Annotated in this window: 21 protein-coding genes; 12 read left to right on the forward strand and 9 right to left on the reverse strand. The window is 70.7% G+C overall.

Annotation, left to right across the window (positions count from 1 at the left end; all coding sequences use genetic code 11):
• Positions 1-77: 77 nt before the first annotated feature.
• Together ABZ893_RS08165 and ABZ893_RS08170 are read right to left on the reverse strand one after the other, a co-directional pair.
• Entirely contained in the window at positions 78-1409 is a 1332-nt protein-coding gene (locus ABZ893_RS08165; protein ID WP_361398657.1) for an MFS transporter, read from the reverse strand.
• Between the two features lie 200 nt (positions 1410-1609).
• Complete coding sequence (locus ABZ893_RS08170) at positions 1610-2794, reverse strand: TIGR03364 family FAD-dependent oxidoreductase (RefSeq protein ID WP_361398660.1); 1185 nt, start codon at positions 2792-2794, stop codon at positions 1610-1612.
• A gap of 166 nt (positions 2795-2960) precedes the next feature.
• On the opposite strand from ABZ893_RS08170, the gene ABZ893_RS08175 reads away from it, so the two are divergent.
• Together ABZ893_RS08175 and ABZ893_RS08180 are read left to right on the forward strand one after the other, a co-directional pair.
• The gene (locus ABZ893_RS08175; RefSeq protein ID WP_361398663.1) at positions 2961-3734 is read left to right on the forward strand and encodes a GntR family transcriptional regulator; all 774 of its coding nucleotides are present in this window, start codon (positions 2961-2963) and stop codon (positions 3732-3734) included.
• Positions 3727-4416 (forward strand): phosphonatase-like hydrolase, encoded by a 690-nt coding sequence (locus tag ABZ893_RS08180; RefSeq protein WP_361398665.1) that lies wholly within the window; start codon positions 3727-3729, stop codon positions 4414-4416. The genes ABZ893_RS08175 and ABZ893_RS08180 overlap by 8 nt, the downstream gene beginning before the upstream one ends.
• Positions 4417-4506: 90 nt before the next feature.
• Here ABZ893_RS08180 and pgm read toward each other — a convergent pair whose 3' ends face one another.
• Positions 4507-6135 carry a phosphoglucomutase (alpha-D-glucose-1,6-bisphosphate-dependent) gene (gene pgm, locus ABZ893_RS08185; RefSeq protein WP_361398668.1) on the reverse strand — a complete coding sequence of 543 codons (1629 nt, stop codon included), beginning with the start codon at positions 6133-6135 and terminating at the stop codon, positions 4507-4509.
• Positions 6136-6311: 176 nt separating this feature from the next.
• Complete coding sequence (locus ABZ893_RS08190) at positions 6312-7061, reverse strand: Clp protease N-terminal domain-containing protein (protein WP_361398670.1); 750 nt, start codon at positions 7059-7061, stop codon at positions 6312-6314.
• A gap of 166 nt (positions 7062-7227) precedes the next feature.
• Here ABZ893_RS08190 and ABZ893_RS08195 point away from each other — a divergent pair, with 166 nt between their 5' ends.
• Complete coding sequence (locus ABZ893_RS08195; RefSeq protein WP_361398673.1) at positions 7228-7746, forward strand: hypothetical protein; 519 nt, start codon at positions 7228-7230, stop codon at positions 7744-7746.
• A gap of 123 nt (positions 7747-7869) precedes the next feature.
• Complete coding sequence (locus ABZ893_RS08200; protein ID WP_361398676.1) at positions 7870-8310, forward strand: OsmC family protein; 441 nt, start codon at positions 7870-7872, stop codon at positions 8308-8310.
• A gap of 80 nt (positions 8311-8390) precedes the next feature.
• Here the strand turns inward: ABZ893_RS08200 and ABZ893_RS08205 are convergent, their stop codons facing one another.
• Complete coding sequence (locus ABZ893_RS08205; protein WP_361398678.1) at positions 8391-10088, reverse strand: glycosyl hydrolase family 18 protein; 1698 nt, start codon at positions 10086-10088, stop codon at positions 8391-8393.
• 185 nt (positions 10089-10273) lie between these two features.
• Between ABZ893_RS08205 and ABZ893_RS08210 the strand changes: the two genes are divergently transcribed.
• Complete coding sequence (locus ABZ893_RS08210; RefSeq protein WP_361398681.1) at positions 10274-10561, forward strand: DUF1905 domain-containing protein; 288 nt, start codon at positions 10274-10276, stop codon at positions 10559-10561.
• A 289-nt stretch (positions 10562-10850) separates the two neighbouring features.
• Here ABZ893_RS08210 and ABZ893_RS08215 read toward each other — a convergent pair whose 3' ends face one another.
• Entirely contained in the window at positions 10851-11360 is a 510-nt protein-coding gene (locus ABZ893_RS08215) for a DinB family protein (protein WP_361398684.1), read from the reverse strand.
• 225 nt (positions 11361-11585) lie between these two features.
• Between ABZ893_RS08215 and ABZ893_RS08220 the strand changes: the two genes are divergently transcribed.
• The 6 genes from ABZ893_RS08220 to ABZ893_RS08245 all read left to right on the forward strand — a co-directional run bounded on the left by ABZ893_RS08220 (position 11586) and on the right by ABZ893_RS08245 (position 16783).
• On the forward strand, positions 11586-12002 hold the full coding sequence (locus ABZ893_RS08220) for a hypothetical protein (RefSeq protein WP_361398687.1): 417 nt from the start codon (positions 11586-11588) through the stop codon (positions 12000-12002).
• A 59-nt stretch (positions 12003-12061) separates the two neighbouring features.
• Positions 12062-12190 carry a hypothetical protein gene (locus ABZ893_RS08225; protein WP_361398690.1) on the forward strand — a complete coding sequence of 43 codons (129 nt, stop codon included), beginning with the start codon at positions 12062-12064 and terminating at the stop codon, positions 12188-12190.
• Between the two features lie 142 nt (positions 12191-12332).
• Positions 12333-12785 (forward strand): ATP-binding protein, encoded by a 453-nt coding sequence (locus tag ABZ893_RS08230; RefSeq protein ID WP_361398693.1) that lies wholly within the window; start codon positions 12333-12335, stop codon positions 12783-12785.
• 79 nt (positions 12786-12864) lie between these two features.
• The gene (locus ABZ893_RS08235; RefSeq protein WP_361399011.1) at positions 12865-14238 is read left to right on the forward strand and encodes an FAD-linked oxidase C-terminal domain-containing protein; all 1374 of its coding nucleotides are present in this window, start codon (positions 12865-12867) and stop codon (positions 14236-14238) included.
• Positions 14239-14556: 318 nt separating this feature from the next.
• Entirely contained in the window at positions 14557-15834 is a 1278-nt protein-coding gene (locus ABZ893_RS08240) for a hypothetical protein (protein WP_361398695.1), read from the forward strand.
• 76 nt (positions 15835-15910) lie between these two features.
• The gene (locus ABZ893_RS08245; protein WP_361398698.1) at positions 15911-16783 is read left to right on the forward strand and encodes a universal stress protein; all 873 of its coding nucleotides are present in this window, start codon (positions 15911-15913) and stop codon (positions 16781-16783) included.
• A 10-nt stretch (positions 16784-16793) separates the two neighbouring features.
• On the opposite strand, the gene ABZ893_RS08250 is transcribed toward ABZ893_RS08245, so the two are convergent.
• Positions 16794-16988 carry a ferredoxin gene (locus ABZ893_RS08250; protein WP_361398701.1) on the reverse strand — a complete coding sequence of 65 codons (195 nt, stop codon included), beginning with the start codon at positions 16986-16988 and terminating at the stop codon, positions 16794-16796.
• A gap of 35 nt (positions 16989-17023) precedes the next feature.
• The gene (locus ABZ893_RS08255; RefSeq protein WP_361398704.1) at positions 17024-18238 is read right to left on the reverse strand and encodes a cytochrome P450; all 1215 of its coding nucleotides are present in this window, start codon (positions 18236-18238) and stop codon (positions 17024-17026) included.
• 326 nt (positions 18239-18564) lie between these two features.
• On the opposite strand from ABZ893_RS08255, the gene ABZ893_RS08260 reads away from it, so the two are divergent.
• On the forward strand, positions 18565-19071 hold the full coding sequence (locus ABZ893_RS08260; RefSeq protein ID WP_361398707.1) for an FBP domain-containing protein: 507 nt from the start codon (positions 18565-18567) through the stop codon (positions 19069-19071).
• Between the two features lie 229 nt (positions 19072-19300).
• Here ABZ893_RS08260 and ABZ893_RS08265 read toward each other — a convergent pair whose 3' ends face one another.
• Positions 19301-20266, reverse strand: coding sequence for a hypothetical protein (locus tag ABZ893_RS08265; protein ID WP_361399014.1), 966 nt, complete (start codon positions 20264-20266; stop codon positions 19301-19303).
• Between the last annotated feature and the right edge of the window lie 251 nt (positions 20267-20517).

A 20517-nucleotide genomic window follows, 5' to 3' on the forward strand; every position in this document is an offset into this window, starting at 1 on the left:
TGGGGTCCGGAGACGGGCTGAGCACACACGGGTGGGGTCCGGACGCGACGTCGTCGCGTCCGGACCCCACCCCACGCTCAGGCGGTGACCGGAGTCCGGTTCCAGTGCGGCAGCATGATCACTCCCGCGAGGGCCGCCGCGGCGGCGAAGCCGTAGAACAGCGTGGTCGTCGACAGGAAGCCCGGGAGGAGGCCGCCGAGGATGGCGCCGACGGAGCCGCAGCCGTTGACGAGCCCGGTGGCCGTGCCCGCCCCGGAGAGCCCGCCCGAGTCGACGGCCGCGACGCCCGCGATCAGCGCGTCGGCGGCGTAGAGGCCGAAGCCGATGACGGCCAGGACACAGACCATCGTCCAGGTGCTGCCCGTGGCGGTGAGGGGGACGAACGCCGCCAGCATCACCATCAGCAGGCCGAGCGAGAGGACGGTCGGCGGGACGCGCCGCGAGGCGAACAGCCGGTCGGAGAGCCAGCCGACCACCATCGGAGCCAGCACACCCGCCACGCCGAACGCCACCGGGATCAGCGTGGCCTCCAACTTGCCGATGTGGGGCAGCCGTTCACTGACGATGACCGGCCCCCACAGCAGCAGCGCGTACCGCGCGGGCTTGAGCAGGAAGTACGCGGCGCTGAGTGTGAGCACCATGCGGTCGCGAAGGATCTCGCGGTAGACCACCTTCGCCGGCGGGGGTGCGGCGGCGGGGTCGGCGGTGGCCTCCGTGGTCTCCTCTGCGTCGGGGTCGGGGAGATCCACGTCCCGGGGCGCGTTGCGCTGGAAGATCACGAACAGGACGAGCACGACGGCCAGCGTCGCCGATCCCGTGAGGAACGCGACGTGCCAGTCGTCGAAGAGCGAGTACGCCACCCAGCCGAGGAACGGCGGCGCCGCGAGGCCGCCGAACGCGTAGTTCGTGCACCACAGGCCGAGGAGCCGGCCGCGCTCCCGCACCGGCATGAAGCTGGTGACGTTCTTGCACAGTGGGGCCCAGCCCGTCGACTGCGCGAGCCCCTGCACGGCCATCGCGACGCCGAACACCGCGAGCGAGGTGCTGAAACCGATGACCGCCGACGCGAGCACCGCGCCCACCATGCCGCCGATCACGACGATGCGCGGGCCGAACCGGTCCGCCCACGAACCCCACGCGAACTGCCCCACCGCGTAGGCGGCGAGATAGATCGCGTCGATCACACCCAGCGTGTGCGACGTGAAGGTGTGGTTGATCGCGGGATCGTCCAGGATGCCGAGCTTGGCGACGGAGAACGCCTGCCGCACGAAGTAGAAGCCCGCGTACGCGATCCAGGTGACGGCGAAGATCTGCCAGCGCCAGCGCAGCGACCGCCGCCGGGAATCCGGGTCTGCCGCGGGGGACCGGTGGGGGGCGGGCGCGACCCCTGGTCTCGTGCCGTCGGGCATGGTGGTCTCCTTGTCCTCGGTGCCTGGTGAGCGATGTGCGCGGGGGGTGAGATGCCGCAGTTCTTCGCTGTGCCGGGCCACGCGCCGCCGGACGTGCCGGTGACGCGTGGCCCTCTGTGCCGGGGTGGAGAAGGCGGAGAAGGCCGGTGGTGCGGGCCGGTGGAGAAGGCCGGTGGAGAAGGCCGGTGGTGCGGGCAGGGTCAGGCCGTCGCCGCCAGGGACTCGTCGAACGTGGCGGCGGCGAGGCCGAAGGAGAGCGTCATGCCGATGCCCGACGTCACCGAGATCGCCCGGACGCCGGGTGCCATGTCGCGGACCAGGAGCGGACCCCGGGCACTGCTCGCGTACACGCCCTGCCAGCGTTCGGTCACCTGGAGCTCGTCGGCGCCGAGTACGCCGGCCGCCGCGTCGATCAGCAGTCGTGACGTCGCCTCGTCCTCGAAGGGGATCGCGGTCCGCCCGTACGCGTGCGAGTCGCCGACCAGCACCGTGCCGTCGGGCAGGCGCGTGAACATGATGTTCGCGACAACGTCGAGCAACTCGGGGCTGTGGCCCAGGACTTCCTCGCGAAGCCGGGGCGAGGACGGCGTGGCCGTGAAGGCGTCGTAACGCAGCATGGACGTCGCCGTCAGGACGGCCGCGTCGGTGCGGAAGGCGTCGGGTGCGGTGACGCGGGCCATGGTGAGCCGGCAGCGCTCGATGCCGTGTTCCTCCGCCGCCGTCGGGTACAGGCGGTCCAGGTCGTGGCCCACGCAGACGAGGACCCGGTCGCCGTGGACCGGGCCCCGGCTGGTGTGGACGATGCCCTCTTCGACGCCCGTGACATTGGTGCCCCAGACGACGGTGACGCCGGGTTGTATGGACAGCCACGCGGCCAGGTCCGGAGCGGCCTCGCGCGGGTTGACGCGCAGGTCGTCGGGGAGGAAGGCGCCGCCCACGATGTCGCCCGATTCGGCGCCACGGCCGAGCTCGTCCGCGACCTCCTCGGCGGTCCGCAGCCGTACGGTGTCCGCGCCGCGCTCCGCGCGCAACTCCTCCAGGACGGCAAGTTCCGTGGTCGACCTCGCCACCACGAGGGCGCCTGCCTCGCGGGCCCAAAGACCGGAGCTCTTCGCGGCCTCCAGCCAGCCCGAACGCGAACGGTAGGCAAGTTCCAGCAGGTCATCGCGCTGTGCCGTGATGCAGCAGTGTCCGAAGTTGCGTACCGAGGCGCCCACGGGCTGCCAGTCCCGCTCGATGACGGTCACGGTCAGGCCGCGCCGGGCGGCCTCGAAGGCGTGGGCGAGGCCGACGATCCCGGCACCGACGATCACCAGGTCGCTGCGGCCGCCCGGAAGGTCGGCGGCGGGCGAAGGGGCGGAGGAAGGCGCTGAAGTGATGCTCATGTCCTGCAGCGTGCGAGCTCGCGGACGGCGGGGCAAGACTTGTGTGTACAAGTTTTCCGTCTGTTTACCTTCCGTGCCCCGGGGCGGCCCGTACGACCCCGAGTCGTCATGCAAACGCCTTGTCGGGGCCTTGAGAAGTCCGCGTACGAGCTGCGATAGTCATCTTGTGAAGACAAGTAAGGGTGTGCCGCTGCACGAGCAGCTGGGCGCCGAGTTCCTGCGGCGCATCGAGTCCGGTGAGTGGCCGGAGAACGAACCGGTGCCGAGCGAGGCCCAGCTCTGCGAGGAGTTCGGGACGTCCCGCGGCCCGGTCCGGCAGGCCCTGTCCATACTGCGCACGGAGGGGCACCTCGTGGGCGGCCGCGGCAAACCGCCCGTCGCCCGCAAGACCGCCCCCTCCCAGCCCTTCGAGTCACTGATGTCGTTCACGCAGTGGGCCAGGTCCATCGGCCGTGAACCGGGACAGCTGACCGTAGAGGTGGCCCGCCGCCGCGCCTCCCCGGAGGCCGCCGCCCGGCTCGGCCTGGACGAGGGCGAACCGGTCATCGACCTGATCCGCCTCCGCCACCTGGACGGCGTGCCGGTCATGGTCGAGCGCTCCACCTTCGTCCTCTACGTCGGCCGCCACCTGTTCGACATGGACCCGGACGCGGGCTCGATATACGAGGCCCTGTGCGCGCGGAACGTCGACCTGCACCACGCCCGCCACACCATCGACGCCATCGCGGCCGACGACCAGGACGCGGCGCTGCTCGGCATCGAACCCGGCGAACCCCTGCTGCGCGTAAGGCGGTTGGCGTCCTCGCGGGACGACGTACCGCTGGAGTACGCCGACGACCGCTATCTGCCGGCACTCGCCAACTTCACCATCGAGAACACCGCCGAGGGACGCACCGTCGTCGGCCGGTACCGCACTGACGAGGAGAACCCCAGTGATTGAACTCGCCGTCTTCGACATGGCCGGCACCACCATCGAGGAGCACGGAGCCGTGTACGACGCGCTCCGCCACGCCGTCGAGTCGACCGGCGCGACCGTCGACGCGCAGGACCTCCAGACCTGGATGGGCACCGACAAGCGCGAGGCCATCGACGCCCTGGTGCGCCTCGGCGGCGGCACCCCCGACGCGGACCTGGTCGAGCGGCAGTACGGCGAGTTCCGCGCGTTCCTGAAGAAGCGCTACGAGGAGGTCCCGCCTCAGCCCATTGCCCAGGCGGACAAGGCCCTCGCGGCGCTGCGCGCCCGCGGCATCAAGGTCGCCCTGACCACGGGCTTCAGCGACGACGTCGCCCTGCCGCTGCTCGCGTCGCTCGGCTGGTCCACGGGCGAGGGCGGCAACCTCGACGCGGTCGTCACCTCCGACGAGGTGGTCCGCGGCCGCCCGGCGCCGTACATGATCCACCGGGCCATGGAGAAGACCGGCGTCGTCGACGTGCGCAAGGTGCTCGTCGCGGGCGACACCGCCGTCGACCTCCAGGCCGGACACAACGCGGGCGCCGGTGTCGTGGTCGGCGTCCTCACGGGCCAGCTTCCGCGCACCGCGCTCGAACAGGAGCCGCACTCCTACGTGTTGGAGAGCGTCGCCGAGGTGCCGGACATCGCTGAGGCGACGCCGGCCGAGTAATTCCCTATACGGCGAGTAATTCCCTTTGCGGGAGCGGCGGCGGTGCGTGGGGTCGGAACCCCGCGTACCGCCGCTCACTCATGCTCCCGTCTACTCCTCCGCCAGCGCCGCGTCCACGATCGACTGCGCTTCCGTCTGCACCTGCGCCAGATGCTCGGGACCTTGGAACGACTCCGCGTAGATCTTGTACACGTCCTCCGTACCGCTCGGCCGCGCCGCGAACCAGGCGTCGTCCGTCGTGACCTTCACCCCGCCGATCGCCGCCCCGTTGCCCGGCGCGTGGCTGAGCCGCCCGGTGATCGCCTCACCCGCGAGCCGGTCAGCGCCGATCGCGTCACCGCTGAGCTCGGCGAGCGCCGCCTTCTGCGCCTTGGTCGCCTTCGCGTCCACGCGTGCGTACGACGACGAGCCGTGCTCCGCGGCGAGTTCGGCGTAATACACCGACGGGGTCTTGCCCGTCACCGCGGTGATCTCCGCCGCGAGCAGGGCGAGGAGGATGCCGTCCTTGTCGGTCGTCCACACACCGCCGTCCTTGCGGACGAAGCTCGCGCCCGCGCTCTCCTCGCCGCCGAAGGCGACCGACCCGTCGACGAGCCCCGGCACGAACCACTTGAATCCGACGGGGACTTCGAGCAGTTCACGGCCGAGCGAGGCCACGATCCGGTCGATGACCGCGCTCGACACGAGGGTCTTGCCGATCGCGGCGTCGGACCGCCAGCCGGTGCGGTGCGTGCAGAGATAGTGGATCGCGACGGCCAGATAGTGGTTCGGGTTCATGAGGCCCGCGTCCGGGGTGACGATGCCGTGCCGGTCGGCGTCCGCATCGTTACCGGTGAGCAGGTCGAAGTCGTGGCGCTTCGCGAGGACGGACGCCATCGCGGGGGCCGACGAGGGATCCATCCGGATCTTGCCGTCCCAGTCGAGCGTCATGAACCGCCAGGTCGGATCGACCTCGGGGTTCACCACGGTCAGATCGAGCCCGTACATCTCGGCGATCCGCGCCCAGTAGTGCACACTCGCCCCGCCGAGCGGGTCGGCCCCGATCCGCAGCCCCGACGCCCGGATGGCGTCCGTGTCGATGACGCTGCCCAGATCCTCGACGTACCGCTCCCGGAAGTCGTACGTCTCCGGGGACGCCCCCGGCGTCGTGCGCACGCCCTGATTCCCGTCCGCGAGCAGCTCGTTGGCGCGGCGCGCGATCCAGGAGGTCGCCGTGGAGTCGGCGGGGCCGCCGTGCGGGGGGTTGTACTTGAAGCCGCCGTCGCGCGGCGGGTTGTGGCTCGGCGTGATGACGATGCCGTCGGCCTGCCCCTGCTCGTCGGACGCGGTGTTGTTCCAGCGCAGGATGGCGTGGCTGAGGGCGGGCGTCGGCACGAAACCGTCGTGCTCGTCGACGAAGACACGGACGCCGTTCGCGCTGAGGACGCTGAGGGCGGTCTCCAGCGCGGGGCGCGAGAGCGCGTGGGTGTCGGGCCCGATGAACAGCGGGCCCGTGATGCCCTCGGCCGTGCGGTACTCGACGATCGCCTGCGTGATCGCCGCGATGTGCCGTTCGTTGAACGCCCCGTCCAGGCTGGAGCCCCGGTGCCCGCTCGTGCCGAAGACGACGCGCTGTTCCGCGCGGTCCATGTCAGGGACCTTGGTGAAATACGCGTCGACCAGTGCGTCGACGTCGACGAGATCCTCGGGCTTGGCCTGGGTTCCTGCGCGCTCGGTCATGGGTGCAGTGTCCCATCCGGGACCGGGACGACAAGGGACCGCGCAGGTGTACACGAGGGGTCGGCCGAGTGACCGCACGGGTGCGCACCGGCACTCGGCCGACACCCCGAGCGGGTGCCTCGGGGCGCCGGGGACACGTTCCGCGCTCCGAGGCACCCTGGGCTGCCGACGCTTCGTCAGGACTCGCTCTGCGCCTGCTTCTTGGTGATCACGGCCAGCAGCTCCGCGATGTACGCCTCGGCCGCCTCCTTGGAGATCCCGAGGTCCGCCAGCACCCCCGCCCCGTTCTCCTGCTCCAGGAGCGCGAGGAGGATGTGCTCGGTACCGATGTAGTTGTGGCCGAGACGCAGGGCCTCGCGGAACGTGAGCTCCAGGGCCTTCTTGGCCGCCGCGTCGAACGGGACCAGGGCCGGCATCTCCTCGGCCGCGGGCGGCAGGGCAGCCGTCGCGGCCTCCCGCACGGAGTCGAGCGACACGCCCTGCTCGAGGATCGCCTTGGCGCCGATGCCGTCCGCTTCGTGCAGCAGGCCGAGCACCAGATGGGCGGTGCCGATCTGCGCGCTGCTCGCGGCGCGGGCCTCGTTCTGCGCGGTCACGACCACGTTGCGGGCGCGGGGTGTGTAGCGGCTGAAACCCTGGCTCGGGTCGATCTCGGTCTCGGTGGCCTTGGGGACGAACCGCTTCTGGGCGGCCTGGCGGGTGACCCCCATGCTCGAGCCGATCTCGGTCCAGGAGGCGCCGGAGCGGCGGGCCTGGTCGACGAAGTGGCCGATCAGATGGTCGGCGATGTCGCCGAGGTGGTCCGCCGCGATGACGGCGTCCTGCAACTGCTCCAGAGGCTGGTCGTGGGCCTTCTTGATGCCTGCGATGAGGTCGTCGAGGCGTACGGGCACGGTGACTTCGACAGGTTTCGTGGATTCCGTCATGTGACAACCTTAGGTTGACAGTCCAAGGGTGTCAACTGTCGGTTGACAGTGCTTGAGGGGGGCGCCGGAGCCGCGATCCCGGGGCGGAGGGAGGTCGCCCGCCCGTCGTAGGCTGAGGAGTTCACGAGGTACTTCGTGATGTACCGAGCGCTGAATGGGGAGAGTCATGCCGGCGGCCCGAGTGTCACTCGACGACGTCCTGCGGAAGGCGGAGGAGTCCCGGACGGGAGCCCTCTGGAAGCTCGACGGCGCGGCCCGGCAGCTCGACGCGAACCTCGTGAGGCTGCTGCCCGGCGCCGACGTCCCCGGGCATGTCGAGCCCGACCTGGACGTTCTGCTGGTGACGGTCGAGGGAAGCGGGACGCTCCGGCACGGCGGCGACGAGGAAGAGCTCGCACCCGGGGTGCTTGTCTTCCTGCCCCGCGGTGAGCGGCGCTCCGTGACCGCAGGGCCCGACGGCCTCGCCTACCTCACCGCCCACCGCAGGCGCCCCGGCCTCAGCATCGGACGGGCCCCTGTGCGCGAAGCAGGAGAGGCCACGGAGCGGACCCCCGCTCGTGAGGCTCGTGAGGGCGGCGAACCCGCCTGCCTGATCAACCGTGTCTGCCCCGCCTGCGACCGGGTCTCCGAGGATCCGTCGGCTTCTTACTGCGGCCGGTGCGGCGGGCGCCTGCCCACTCCCTGACCTGGGCGGGCGGGCGGACATTCGTGCAGGCTGGACGGTACGGCCTGCTGCGCCCGGCACCCGTACGCCCGTACGGTTCCCACGAGCAGGATCAGGCGAACGCAGTGAGGGAGAACCACCGACATGGCTGGCTACCGCATCGAGACCGTCCGTAACGGCTACCGCGACTGGACCGCACGCAACGACCGCGGCGCGGAGGTCCGTATCGCCGCCGCCGACGACCCTGAGGCGCAGCCGTCGTTCACCCCCGTCGAGCTGCTGCTCGCGGCCATCGGTGGCTGCGGCGGCCTCGTCACCGACCGCACGGCCCGCTCCGTCGTGCAGGACGGGATGCGCATCGTCGTGGAGTCCGTGTCGCGCCCGGAGGACGACGGCCGCGTGGGCGCGATCCGCGTCAGTTACGAGATCGAGCTGCCCGAGGGCGACGAGCACGCCGCCGACGCGCTCGCGCGCGGGGTCCGCCTGACCCACGACAAGTACTGCACCGTCAGCCGGACCGTGGAGCACGGCGCCCGCATCGAGGCGCGGCTCCCGGACGGCACGCTGGTCTTCATGGGGGGCTGAGCGGCCTCCGGGGTGCTCTGAACTGGCCGTGCGCGCCCGCCAGTTGGACTCCCAGGGGTCCAGCCGGCGGGCGCGTTCCGTTACGGCAGCGTGTGCACCTTCGGTCCGACCGTGTTCGACCACGCGTTGCCCGCCGTGGCGTCCCAGTTCGTCGACCAGGTCATCGCACCCCGCAGACCTGGGTAGGTCTTCGCGGGCTTGAAGGCGCCGCAACCGGTGCCACGGGTCAGGCAGTCGAGCGCGTTGTTGACCACCGACGGCTCCACGTAACCGCTGCCCGCGCCGCGCGTCGACGCGGGAACGCCGAGGCCGACCTGGGACGGATCGAGGCCGCCCTCCAACTGGATGCAGGCGAGCGCGGTGAGGAAGTCGACCGAGCCCTGGCTGTAGACCTTGCCGTCACAGCCCAGCATCGAACCGCTGTTGTAGTACTGGGTGTTGACGACGGTGAGGATGTCCTTCACGTTCAGCGCCGTCTTGAAGTACTCGCCGGACGTCGACTGCATGTCGATGGTCTGCGGCGCCATCGTGAGCACGAACTTCGATCCCGCCTTCGCGGCGAGCTGATGCAACGCCTTTGCCATGTATGTGGAGTTGAGGCCGTTCTCCAGGTCGATGTCGACGCCGTCGAACCCGTACTGCTGCATCAGCGCGTAGGCACTGTCGGCGAACGCGGTGGCCGACGCGTCGCTGTTCACGACGATCGTGCCCTTCTCGCCGCCGACCGAGAGGATCACGGACTTGCCCGAGGCCTGCTTCGCGGCGATGTCGGCCTTGAAGTCGGCGTCCGACGCGTATCCGACGGCCGGGTCCAGGGTGAAGGAGATCTGGCCGGGTGTGGTCGTCGCGTCGGCGAAGGACACCGCGATGATGTCGTATTGCGCGGGGACGTCCCGCAGCTTCTGCACGGTCGCGCCGTTGTTGAAGTTCTGCCAGTAGCCGGTCACCGCGTGCTTGGGCACGGTGCCGCCACCACCCCCGCCGCCTCCGGATGCGGCTGTCTTCGCGGTGACGGCGGCCGACTTGGCGGACTCGCCGGCCGAGTTGGTGGCGGTGACCTGGAAGCTGTACGACGTGGCGGCGGTGAGCCCGGTGACGGTGGCCGAAGCGCCGCTCACGGACGCGACCTTGGCGCCGTCGCGGTACACGTTGTAGCCGGTGGCCCCGGAGGACGCGGTCCACGACAGGTCGACCGTCGAGGACGTGGTGGCGCCCGCCGCGAGCCCGGCCGGCACGGGGGGTACGACGACGGGATCGCCACCGCCCCCGCCTCCTCCGTCGGGACCGAGCACGCTCACGTCGTCGACGTAGTACGCGCCCTGCCCGTACCAGCCGTGCGTGTAGACCGTCACGGACGTCGTGTTGGCGCCGGTCGTGAAGGTGGTGCTCAGCTGCTGCCAGCCGGAGGCGCCCGGTGTCCACGTCGACACATCGGTGGTACCGGTGCCGCTCGCACCCAGGTACACGTAACTGCCCTGGACCCAAGAGCTCAGCTTGTACGTCGAGTTGGGCTTGACCGCCACGCTCTGCGAACACTGCGCGGTGTCCTGCGTGGTCGGTGTGCCCTTGAGCGCCTTGGCGCCGCCGTGCACGGGGGAGCCGACAATGGAGCCGGTGCCGGCCGAGCAGGTCCAGTTGCTCAGGTCCGACTCGAACCCGGCGTTCTTGGCGACGTTGACGTCGGCGGCCTGCGCCGTGGTCGCCAGGGCGGTGACGCCGAGCGCGGTGGCCGCGGAGACGGCCAGCGCGCCCTCGATCCATCTGCGTGCACGGTTCACGTGCTGCCTCCGGTGGGGGAGTGAAGGGGGCGGGAGTGAACGGTGGCCACCGCTGTAGGGCTAAAAGCTGGTCCAGACCAATGGAGTTGTCAAGGTTCCGGTCACCGCGAATTCGAGCCGGGTTGCGATGAGTTCCGCGTACGGGAACGGTCTAGAAGGTGACGGAAGATGCCGAGGAGGCAGAGATGAGCACGTCCCGCACCCTGGACAAGGAGTTCAGCGCCGTCCTGGACAAGTCCCCGAGCGAAGGTGGCTGGACCTACGTCGTGTGGCCCGACTCGGCCGCCTTCTTCGGTACGCGCGGCCTGGTCAAGGTCAGGGGCACGGTCGACGGCCATCCGTTCCGGAGCTCGTTCATGGCGCTGGGGGACGGCCGGCACAAGCTGCCCGTCAAGGCCGACGTGCGCAAGGCGATCGGCAAGGAGGCGGGGGATCGGGTGACCGTGCGGCTGGAGGAACGGCTCGACGGGTGAGGCCAACGTGTGAGCCGGGCTATGAGGCCGGCGTACGAGGTCAGGGCGTGAGGCCGGCCCGCTCCGGGAGGAGGAAGGGAGCGGGCCGGGGGTGGATGGTGCTGACCGGGGCCGCCGGCCTGGGCGTGGGTTGGGAGTGACCGGCGGCCCCTCCACGCAGGAGCCGTCATTCCTGTGCGGGGTTCCACTGGTTAGTGGACTGCGCTGTTCCGATGGCTGGAAGCGTGCGAACAGCGTGTCTAGGTGTGTCTGGTTCACACGGGGTGTGAGAGGGCTTCGGGCGCGGGCCTCAGCGGCGTTCGAGCATCCCGCGTACGAAGGCCGCCTGCCCGGCGTGCTGAAGATCGTCGGCGACCACGCTCACCAGGCGCACGCCCAATGTCACCGGCGGCGACCAGGTGTCGTCGATCACCTGATCCAGCCGCTTGTCGCTGACTCCTGCCAGGTAGGCGAGGGTGCGCTCGTGCACGGCGTCGAAGTAGCCGAGCAGCTGGCCGGCCGATTCCACCCGCACCTTGGCCACCTGCGCGCCGCTGTGGCCGTACCCCGTGTCCGAGGGCGGCAGGCCGAGGCCGAAGCGGTCGGCCCAGCCGTCGGTGAGCCAGACCTGATCGGAACCGGATGCGTCGGCGACGTGATCGTCCTGGATCCGTGACAGATGCCAAATCAGCCACGCGATGGAGTTCGAGTCGTCGTGGAGCCGGGTGTTGAGTTCCTCGGCGGAGAGATCTTCCACAGCGGCGTGAACCGATTCGTGGATCCGGCCGAACGCGTCGATGAGAACGTCCTTGGAGTGCATGACGTGCTGCTTCCTCGGCGTTCGGGATTTCACACCCGGGCACCCGTTCCCTTCCGGCCATTCGGACCCGTGAATATGCCCGGAGCCTGGCCGGAAAGCCATGGTGACAGCGCGTCGGAAGTGGCGATACTCGTCTTCTGGGAGAGAAGTGCGGTCAGTGGTCGATGGATCACTTCGGATGAATGCGAGGCGCGCGGAGCGGCGGACCACCCGACGGGGGAGAACATGCACGACGAATTCCTGTGCCATGTCACCGCCTACGGAATCTGCGGCGGTCGGCGCGTCGGCGTACCCCTCGGGACGTATCGCGCGCCCACGCTGCCTCTCGCGATGTGGTGGCTTCGCGACCGGGCTTCCTGGATAGCCGAACGGCTCGATCCACGCCCCGGAATTCCCTATTTACCCGAGCACGCCATTACTCCGGTCGCAGACACTTTCCCCGACGTGCCCGGCGTGCTGCGCGCGTGGTGCGGGGATACCGAGCGGCAGGAACAAGTGGCGGAGGAACTCGCCACCGGAAAGCTCGTCCGCCTGATCACCCGCGACGACACCACGGAATACGAGTTCCTAGCCGAGTCGGTCGACGCCGTGCGGATGCACCGCACCGGAGCCTCGGTTCCCGCACTGGTTCCCCGCCCCTGACCGGCGCCTTTTCCCGGCCCCCCGGCCCGTATGATTCGGGCCCCGGTATCAAGGACCACGTGCAGGTCTACGAGAACCCGGGCCTCGTCGGCATCGGCACGGTGTGCCTCGCTCCCGTCCAGGAGATCGCCTCCGACAGCTGGGGCAACGACAGCGGCGACTCCCGTACATGGAAAATGAGCTGCTGACCTCGCACCCGGGATGACCGAAGCGGAACGGACGGCGGCCCCCGCCGTCCGTTCCGCCGGTTATGACTGCCGCACGCGCCACTGGGTATCAGGATGGCTGCAGGGGAGTTAACGTACCGACCGACCCAAATGAGAGAACCGCATGACCGAGTACCTGGACGGAGCCTTGATGCCGACCGGTGCTGCCGCCCCCGTCGAGCCGCTGCGCCGGGCGACGCAGTACACCGGAGAGCCGGGCTGCATCGCCGACGCACGCGCCTTCACCGAGGCGTTCCTGGAGCAGCTGCGCTCCGAGTGGTGTGCCGTCATCGACGCCAGGCAACGCGTCGACCTGCTGCTTCTGGTCAGCGAGCTGGTCACCAACGCGGACCGTCACAGCCACGGCCCGTACGTCCTCGACCTCGAAGGTTCGCGGGACGAGGTGGCCGTCACCGTCTACGACAGCAGCGCCGCCGTACCCCGTCGCTTCGTCAGGGATCCCTCGCGCATCGGCGGGCACGGACTCGAGATAGTCCACGCCCTCGCCACCGAGGTCATCGTCGAGCGGATCCCCGTCGGCAAGTGGATCAAGGCCGTCTTTAGACTGCGCGCGTAACCGAACGGTTCTCGCGCGAGGAGAAGACACCATCGACACCGCATCCGACCGTGAGCTCCTGAACGACCTGGCCGAGGCGCTGCCCGGCCTCACCCTGATCGAGGACGCCGACGTCCTCTCCGGGCTCAGCCATGACGACGCGGAATGGGCGCCGGTGGGCAAGGCACTCGCGGCCGTCCGGGTCACGGACGCCGACCAGGTGCAGCGCGTGGTTCGCGCCTGCGCGGCGCGCTCCATACCCGTCGTGACCCGAGGCGCGGGCACCGGACTCTCGGGCGGCGCCAACGCGACCGACGGATGCCTGGTCCTCGACCTGTCGAAGATGAACCGCATCCTGGAGATCGACACCGAGAACCTGATCGCCGTCGTCCAGCCCGGCGTCGTGAACAACGACCTCAAGGCGGCCGTCGCCGAGCACGGCCTCTGGTACCCGCCGGACCCCGCGAGCGCCCCCTGGTCCACCATCGGCGGCAACGTGTCGACGAACGCCGGCGGCCTCTGCTGCCTCAAATACGGCGTCACCAGGGACTACGTTCTCGGGCTCGAAGCCGTGATGGGCGGCCCGGCCGGCGAGTACGGCACCCGCGTCCGCTTCGGCCGGCGCACCAACAAGGGCGTCAGCGGCTACGACCTCACGGGCCTGTTCGTCGGGTCCGAAGGCACCTTCGGCGTGATCACGGAGATCACGCTCCGCCTGCGTCCCGCGCCCGTGGCCGAGCCCCGGACCGTCGTCGGCGCGTTCGACGGACTCGTCGCGGCGGGCGCGGCCGTCGCCCTGTGCACCCGGCGCGGCCTCCAGCCCGCCGCGCTGGAACTCCTCGACCGGCACTGTATGCAGGCCGTCGAGGACTGGAAGCACCTCGGGATCGAACCCGGCGCCGCGGCGATGCTCCTCGCGCGGATCGACTCCCCTGGGGAGGCGGGCGCGGCCGAGGCCGCGGCGGTCGCCGAGGCGTTCACGGAGGCGGGGGCGCTGTGGGCGGAACAGTCCACCGACGCCGTCGAGGCCGAGGCCCTCTTCGACGTGCGCAGGCTCGCGTACCCGGCCCTTGAGCGCCTTGGGCCCGTACTCACCGAGGACATCTGCGTACCGCGCTCCGCCGTGCCCGCGATGCTCGCCACCATCGAGGAGATCGGGCAGCGGCACGGTGTGCGGATCGCCACCCTCGCGCACGCCGGGGACGGGAACCTGCACCCGCTGTTGATCACGCCGCCCGGGGACGCGGACGCGCGGCGCGCGGCGCAGGCCGCGTTCGAGGAACTGCTGACCGCAGCGGTCGCCGCCGGCGGCACCGTCACCGGGGAGCACGGCGTCGGCCTGCTCAAGCGGGGCGGTATGCGCCACGAACTCGGTCCGGAGGTGTGCGCCGTCCAGCGCGCGGTGAAGAGCACCCTCGACCCGCTGGACCTGTTCAACCCGGGGAAGGTCGTCGGGGACCCGGAGACGGACTGATCCGGGACCCGGGGCACGTTTTGATCCGGGACCCGGACACGTTGTGATCGGGCACCCCGCGACGGACTGATCCGGGGCCCACCGCCCCCAGCCCCGGGACCCCCACTGCCCCAGCCCGGGGTCACCCGCTACCCCAGCCCAGGGACCCCCACCACCCCAGCCCCGGGTCACCCACCCGACCGGTCGCCCCCTGCATGGCGGTACATTGCTCGCCGCGCCGCCGTAAATCAGTCATTTATGTACTTATCGGACTTAGCGTGCCTGTGTTGCCAGGGGGGTCGCGCAACGTGTCCCTCGTGGACGCGGGTTGGGATGCCGATGAGTGAGATCAGCCGCAGAAGCGCCGTGGGCCTGGGACTCGGGGTCGGCCTGGGCGCCGCAGCCGCGGGGCTCGCCGGATGCGGGGCCGACGAGAACCCCGCCCGCCCGCCCGCGGGCCCCGGCCGGCAGCCCGACCGGGGCGCCCCCAAGGGCGCGAAGACGGCGCCCCGGCTGATCGGTGACGGCTCGACGGCGTACACCGGCAGACAGCCCAACCAGCCCGCTGCGCCCACCCGCCTCGAACCCGGCCAGAAGCCACCGCAGTTCGTGATCTTCTCCTGGGACGGCGCGGGCGAGGTCGGCAACGGGCTCTTCCCGCGCTTCCTGGAACTGGCCAAGAACCACGGCGCCCACATGACCTTCTTCCTCTCCGGCGTGTACCTCCTGCCCGAGTCGAAGAAGCGGCTCTACGACCCGCCGAACAACCCCCTCGGCGCCTCCGACATCGGGTACCTCACCGACGCGCACCTCAAGGAGACGCTGCGGTACACCCGCGAGGCCTGGCTCGACGGCCACGAGATCGGCACCCACTTCAACGGCCACTTCTGTGCCGGTACGGGATCGGTGGCCAACTGGACGCCCGCACAGTGGCGCAGCGAGATCGAACAGGCCCGCTCCTTCATCAAGACCTGGCGTACGAACACGGGTTGGCACGGGCACGACCCCCTGCCGTTCGACTACGACAAGGAACTCGTCGGCGGCCGCACGCCCTGTCTGCTGGGCCAGGACAACCTGCTGCCCGCCGCCCGCGAGCTGGGCTGGCGCTACGACGCCTCCTCGCCCGGCGGTGTCCAGCGCTGGCCGAGCAAGCGCCAGGGACTGTGGGACCTGCCGCTCCAGGGCATCCCGTTCCCCGGCCACAGCTTCGAAGTCCTCTCGATGGACTACAACATCCTGGCCAACCAGTCTAAGAACTCCACCCGTGCGCCGTCCTACAACTACGACGGCTGGCGCCGGCAGGCGAGCGAGTCGTACATGGCCGGGTTCAACAGGGCGTACGAGACGAACCGTGCGCCGTTCTTCATCGGCAACCACTTCGAGGAGTGGAACGGCGGCATCTACATGGACGCCGTCGAGTCCGCCCTCAAGCAGGTCGCCGACAAGAAGGACGTACGGCTCGTCTCCTTCCGGCAGTTCGTCGACTGGCTGGACGCGCAGGACCCGATGGTCCTCGACCGGCTCCGCTCGCTGCAGGTCGGCGAGGCGCCCACCGGCGGCTGGGCACGCTTCATGTCGGGGGCGGCACCGTCACCGACGGCCGGCGCCCGCACCTGAGTCGTCCGGCACAATCGGTGTCCGTCCGCCAGGGCACCCGGGCGGCGGACACGGCCAGTGACTGAGAGGCAGGCGCATGACCCGTCGGATCGCCGTGGGAGTGGACGGATCACCGGAGAGCTCGGCCGCGGCGGCGTGGGCGGCGCGCGAAGCCGTCCGGCGCGGTGCCGAGCTTCGCCTGCTGCACGCATGGACGCCGCTCCCGGACCTGGCGGTGGCCACCCCCGACGCGGAGGCGCAGGCAGAGTGGGCCAGGAGCGTCGCCGAGGAGGCCGGGCGCGCCGTGACGAGCGGCCACCCCGGCCTCCCGGTGACCGTAGACTCCCCGTCCGGCGACGCCGTGCCCGAGCTCCTCACCGCCGCGTCGGACGCGGACCTCCTCGTGCTCGGCTCCCGGGGGCACGGGCCGCTGGTCGGTTTCCTCGTCGGGTCGGTCGGCCAGCAGGTCATCGCCGAGTCCCGGCACCCCGTCGCCCTGGTCAGGGAGGACGACCGCCCCGAGCTGGAGGCGGGCGGCCGCGAGATCGTCGTGGGCCAGGAGGGCGACCCCGAGGACAGCCGGGCAGCCCTCGAATTCGCCTTCGCCACGGCCGCCGCCCGAGGCGCGACCCTGCGCGTCGTCCGCGCCTGGACCCTGCCGCCCCTCTACGCCTACAGCCCCGCCTCCCTGCAACTGCTCGACGACGCGGGCGGCATGGAACCGTACGAGCGGAAGGCGCTCGGGGAGGCGCTCGCCCCGCTGCGCGAGCGGTACCCCGAGGTGCCGGTGGTCGAGCACGTCGAGATCGGCAGCGCGGCCCAGGTGCTGCTCGCGTCGGCCGCGGCGGCCCAGCTCGTGGTCGTGGGCCGCCGCGCACGCCGCTCGACGGTCGGGTCCCGGATCGGGTCCGTCGCGCACGCGGTGATGCACCACGCGCCCTGCCCGGTGGCCGTGGTTCCGCCCGCCTGAGCGTCGCCCGTCAGCCGTCGGCGAGCGTGATGGCCCGCACCGGACAGGCGCGGGCCGCCTCCCGCACCAGCGGGTCGCCGCCGCCGTCTTCGCGGCCCGCAAGGACCTCGCTGAAGCCGTCGTCGTCCTGGGTGAACACGCCCGGTGCCGTCAGCGCGCACATGCCCGCGCCCACACAGCTGTCCTTGTCGATCCGGATCCGCACAGTCCGCGCCTCTCTCACTGGTAGGTGCCCAACGTTCACCAGGTGACCGGGAGTTCGAGCATTCCCTGGATGGTGTCCCCCGGCTTGAACGGAATCTCCTCGGCCGGAGCCGCGAGCCGCAGCCCGGGGAACCGTGCGAACAGCGAGCGCAGGGCGATCTCCATCTCGGCCCGGGCGAGGTTCTGCCCCAGACACTGATGGACCCCGTAGCCGAACGCGAGGTGATGGCGGGAGGGACGGTGCCAGTCGAGCGAGTCGGGGGACGCGTAGGTGTCGCCGTCGCGATTGAGGATCGACGTGGAGAAGACGATCCCGTCGTCCGCCCGGATGGTCTCGCCGGCGACCTCGATGTCCTCCGTGGCGACGCGCAGGATGCCGTCGGCGATGGACAGGAAACGCAGCAGCTCCTCGATGGCGGCGGGCAGCAGGGCGTCCTCCGAGCGCAGTTCGGCCAGCTGTTCCGGGTGCCGGAGCAGCGTGAACGTACCGAGCGAGATCATGTTGGCCGTCGTCTCGTGCCCCGCGACGAGCAGGACCGTGGCGAGGCTGATCAGCTCCTCGCGGTCGGGCACCCGCACCGAGCCGTCGCCCTGCCCGCGCTGGATGAGCTCGTCGAGGAGCCCGTCACCCGGGGAGCGGCGCTTGTGGTCGATCAGCGAACCGAGGTAGGCGTCCAGCTGGGCGCGCGCCTCCTCCGTGTCCGCCTGCGTCGGACCGCGCAGCAGCCGCCGTGACTGCTCCTCGAAGAAGTCGTGGTCGGCGTAGGGCACCCCGAGCAGGGCGCAGATCACCATGGACGGCACGGGCAGCGCGAACGCGTTCACCAGCTCGGCCGGCGGGCCCTGCTCGGCCATCGCGTCGAGGAGCCGGTCGACGGTCTCCTGGATGCGGGGCCGCAGAGCGGTGATCCGCTTGAGGGTGAAGCTCGGGATCAGCATCCGGCGCTGGGCGTTGTGCTCGGGGTCGTCGACGCCGAGGAGGGCGATACGGCGGTCGCGCTGGCTCGCGACGCGTGCCGTGGGCATCGGGAACGCGTGGTTCCGCCGATCGGTGGACAGACGGGGGTCGACGAGCAGATCGCGCGCGACCGACTGACCGGTCACCACCCACACCGTCCGCCCGTCGAAGAGCGAGACACGGGAGAGTGGGCGCTCCGCGCGCAGCGGGTCGTAGGAGGCGGGCGGGTGGTAGGGGCAGGTGCGGCTCTGGGGGTAGGCGACGGTTTCCGGGGTGGGGGGTGTCACGGTCATGGATGACCTCGCAGCCGGTGTGTCTTCCTTGGCGATCTTTATTAGATGCCTCAGGCATCTATTCGTCCACGCGAAGACCGGCCAGTCGAGCTGGGAGGGGCATCTGGCCGAAGGTCGCTGTTGCCCTGCGCCCGGAGGCGCTTCTTATCAGGTCGGGGGATGCCGAAGGCTCGGGATCATGGGTGCGGTGCGTGTCGGGCGGCCGGAGCCGGTGGGGTGTCATCGGGCGTGGCGCGGCTGGTTCACGCCCCGTAGACGCCTCACGCTCAGGGCCCCCGGGGATATCCGGATGCTTGTGCGAGCACCGCTGGGTATCGTCGCCGCACGTGGAACCACTGAACGAGAAACAGATCCGGGAATCCTTCGTGAACTGCACGAAGGGCGAGGCCGCCCGGATGAAGCTCCCCCTCGACTTCGCCGAGCTCCCCTGGGACGACCTGGACTTCCTCGGCTGGGTCGACCCGGGAGCGCCGCTCCGCGCCCACCTCGTGCGCCCCGGCACCGACGGGCCGCTCGGCATCACTCTGCGCGTCCCCTCGGTGAGCCGCACCAGCGCCGTGAAGTCCAGCATGTGCCAGGTCTGCCTCACCGGGCACGCGTCCTCCGGCGTCGCCCTCCTCGCGGCGCCGCTCGCCGGGACGAAGGGGCGGGAGGGCAACACCGTCGGCATCTACGTGTGCGCGGACCTCGCCTGCTCCCTCTATCTGCGCGGCAGGCGCCAGCCCAAGCTGAGGGCGGGCCGCCACGAGGAGTCACTGTCGCTGGACGAGCGGATCGCCCGCGCGATGACCAACCTGGACGCCTTCACGGCGAAGGTCACCGGCACGGCCTGAGGCAGTTTTTTTACGTGTGCTGCGTCGCCGCCGCGTCGAGTCGTGGACGGCCTTGGTCGCGCCGCCGCACGAGGCCATGCCGGTCACGTTCGACCTTGTTGATGGCCCAAGGTCGACCCGGCAGTCACGGGCGAGACCCGGGTCAGGACGGATGCGCGCAGGCGAGCGAATTGGTACGGCCCCGCGGTGACGCCACCGCGGGGCCGTTGCGGACTCAAGTCCCGTACGCCTACTGGACCTTGGCCTGGATCGCCGAGATGCAGGAGGCGATCGCCTGCTGGAGGTCTTCGAGGCGCTTGAGCATGTCGTCCTCGAAGACGTCGTCCTCCGCGTCGTCGAGCGTCAGCTCCTCGAACACCTTCGTCGCCTTCTGCAGGCTGTTGTAGAACTTCGCCCTGCGCTCCTTCACCCGGAGTTCGGGGTCGCTCTCGACGGTCTTGGTGACGAGTTCGCGGACGCTGTCGTAGGCCTCACGCGCCCACTCGCCGGCCTCCTCGTCGCCGTCCAGCTCGTCGAGCAGCGACAGGTGGCGCTCGGCCTCCTCGCGCAGCTCGCGCGGCGCCTCGATCTTCTGCCCGGCCGGCGTCTTGATCTGGCCGACCTCCGCGATCTGGCGGACGTACTCGACCCGGTCACCGGTCTTCGCCTCTTCGGCAACGGCCTTCTTCAGGTCGTCGGCGCGCACGATGTCCCTGACCAGCTCCGTGCGGAGCGCGGGGTCCTCCTCCAGGCGGTCCATCAGGGCCTTCCTGGCGGCCTCGGCGGTGCCGGGGTCGGCGAGGATCGCGGCACGCAGCGCGGTCGGGTTCTCGGCGACCTCCAGGGCCTTCGTCGGGCGGATGCCCTCGGCCTCGGCGGCGGCGGAGATCGCGTGACCGCGCGGCGAACCGGCGCTGGAACGGGAGGAGTAGTACGACAACCAGGCGTCGGCGTCCGGGAGTTCGACCTCCTGGCCCGGGGTGAGCGCTTCGAACTGCGGCACGAGACCGTCGTCCGCCGCGCTGTCCCACGCCTTGTAGAACCGCATGACGCGCTCGGCGGAGCAGCCGGCCAGCTCGCTGAACTTCCGGGCCGAGACCTTCGGCGTCTCGCCCACGGCCTGCCCGCCGGGACGCACACTGCGGGCGACCATGAGCGCGAACGCCCAGCCGCCGGTCCGCGCGTAGACACCGAAGGCGCGCGCGTCCTCGGCGATCTGCGCGGGGACCTCGACGGTGTCGTCCGCGGTGTCGTCCGCGCTGTCGTCCTGGGCCTCGTCCGAAATGTCCTCGGTGGTGAGGTTCGGTGCCTCGTCCGAAACGCCCTCCGTGGCGGGGTCCGGCGCCTCGTCCGTGGCCCCGCCCGGGATCCAGATGTTCGCCTCAGCCTCGGTCGCGGCCTCCGAGGCCCCGGCGTCGGCTGCCCCGGCCTGAGCCGGCAGCGCCTCTTCGGACGTGAGGCCGGGCG

Source organism: Streptomyces sp. NPDC046821 (assembly GCF_040645335.1).
In the GTDB taxonomy this organism is placed as follows: Bacteria; Actinomycetota; Actinomycetes; order Streptomycetales; family Streptomycetaceae; genus Streptomyces.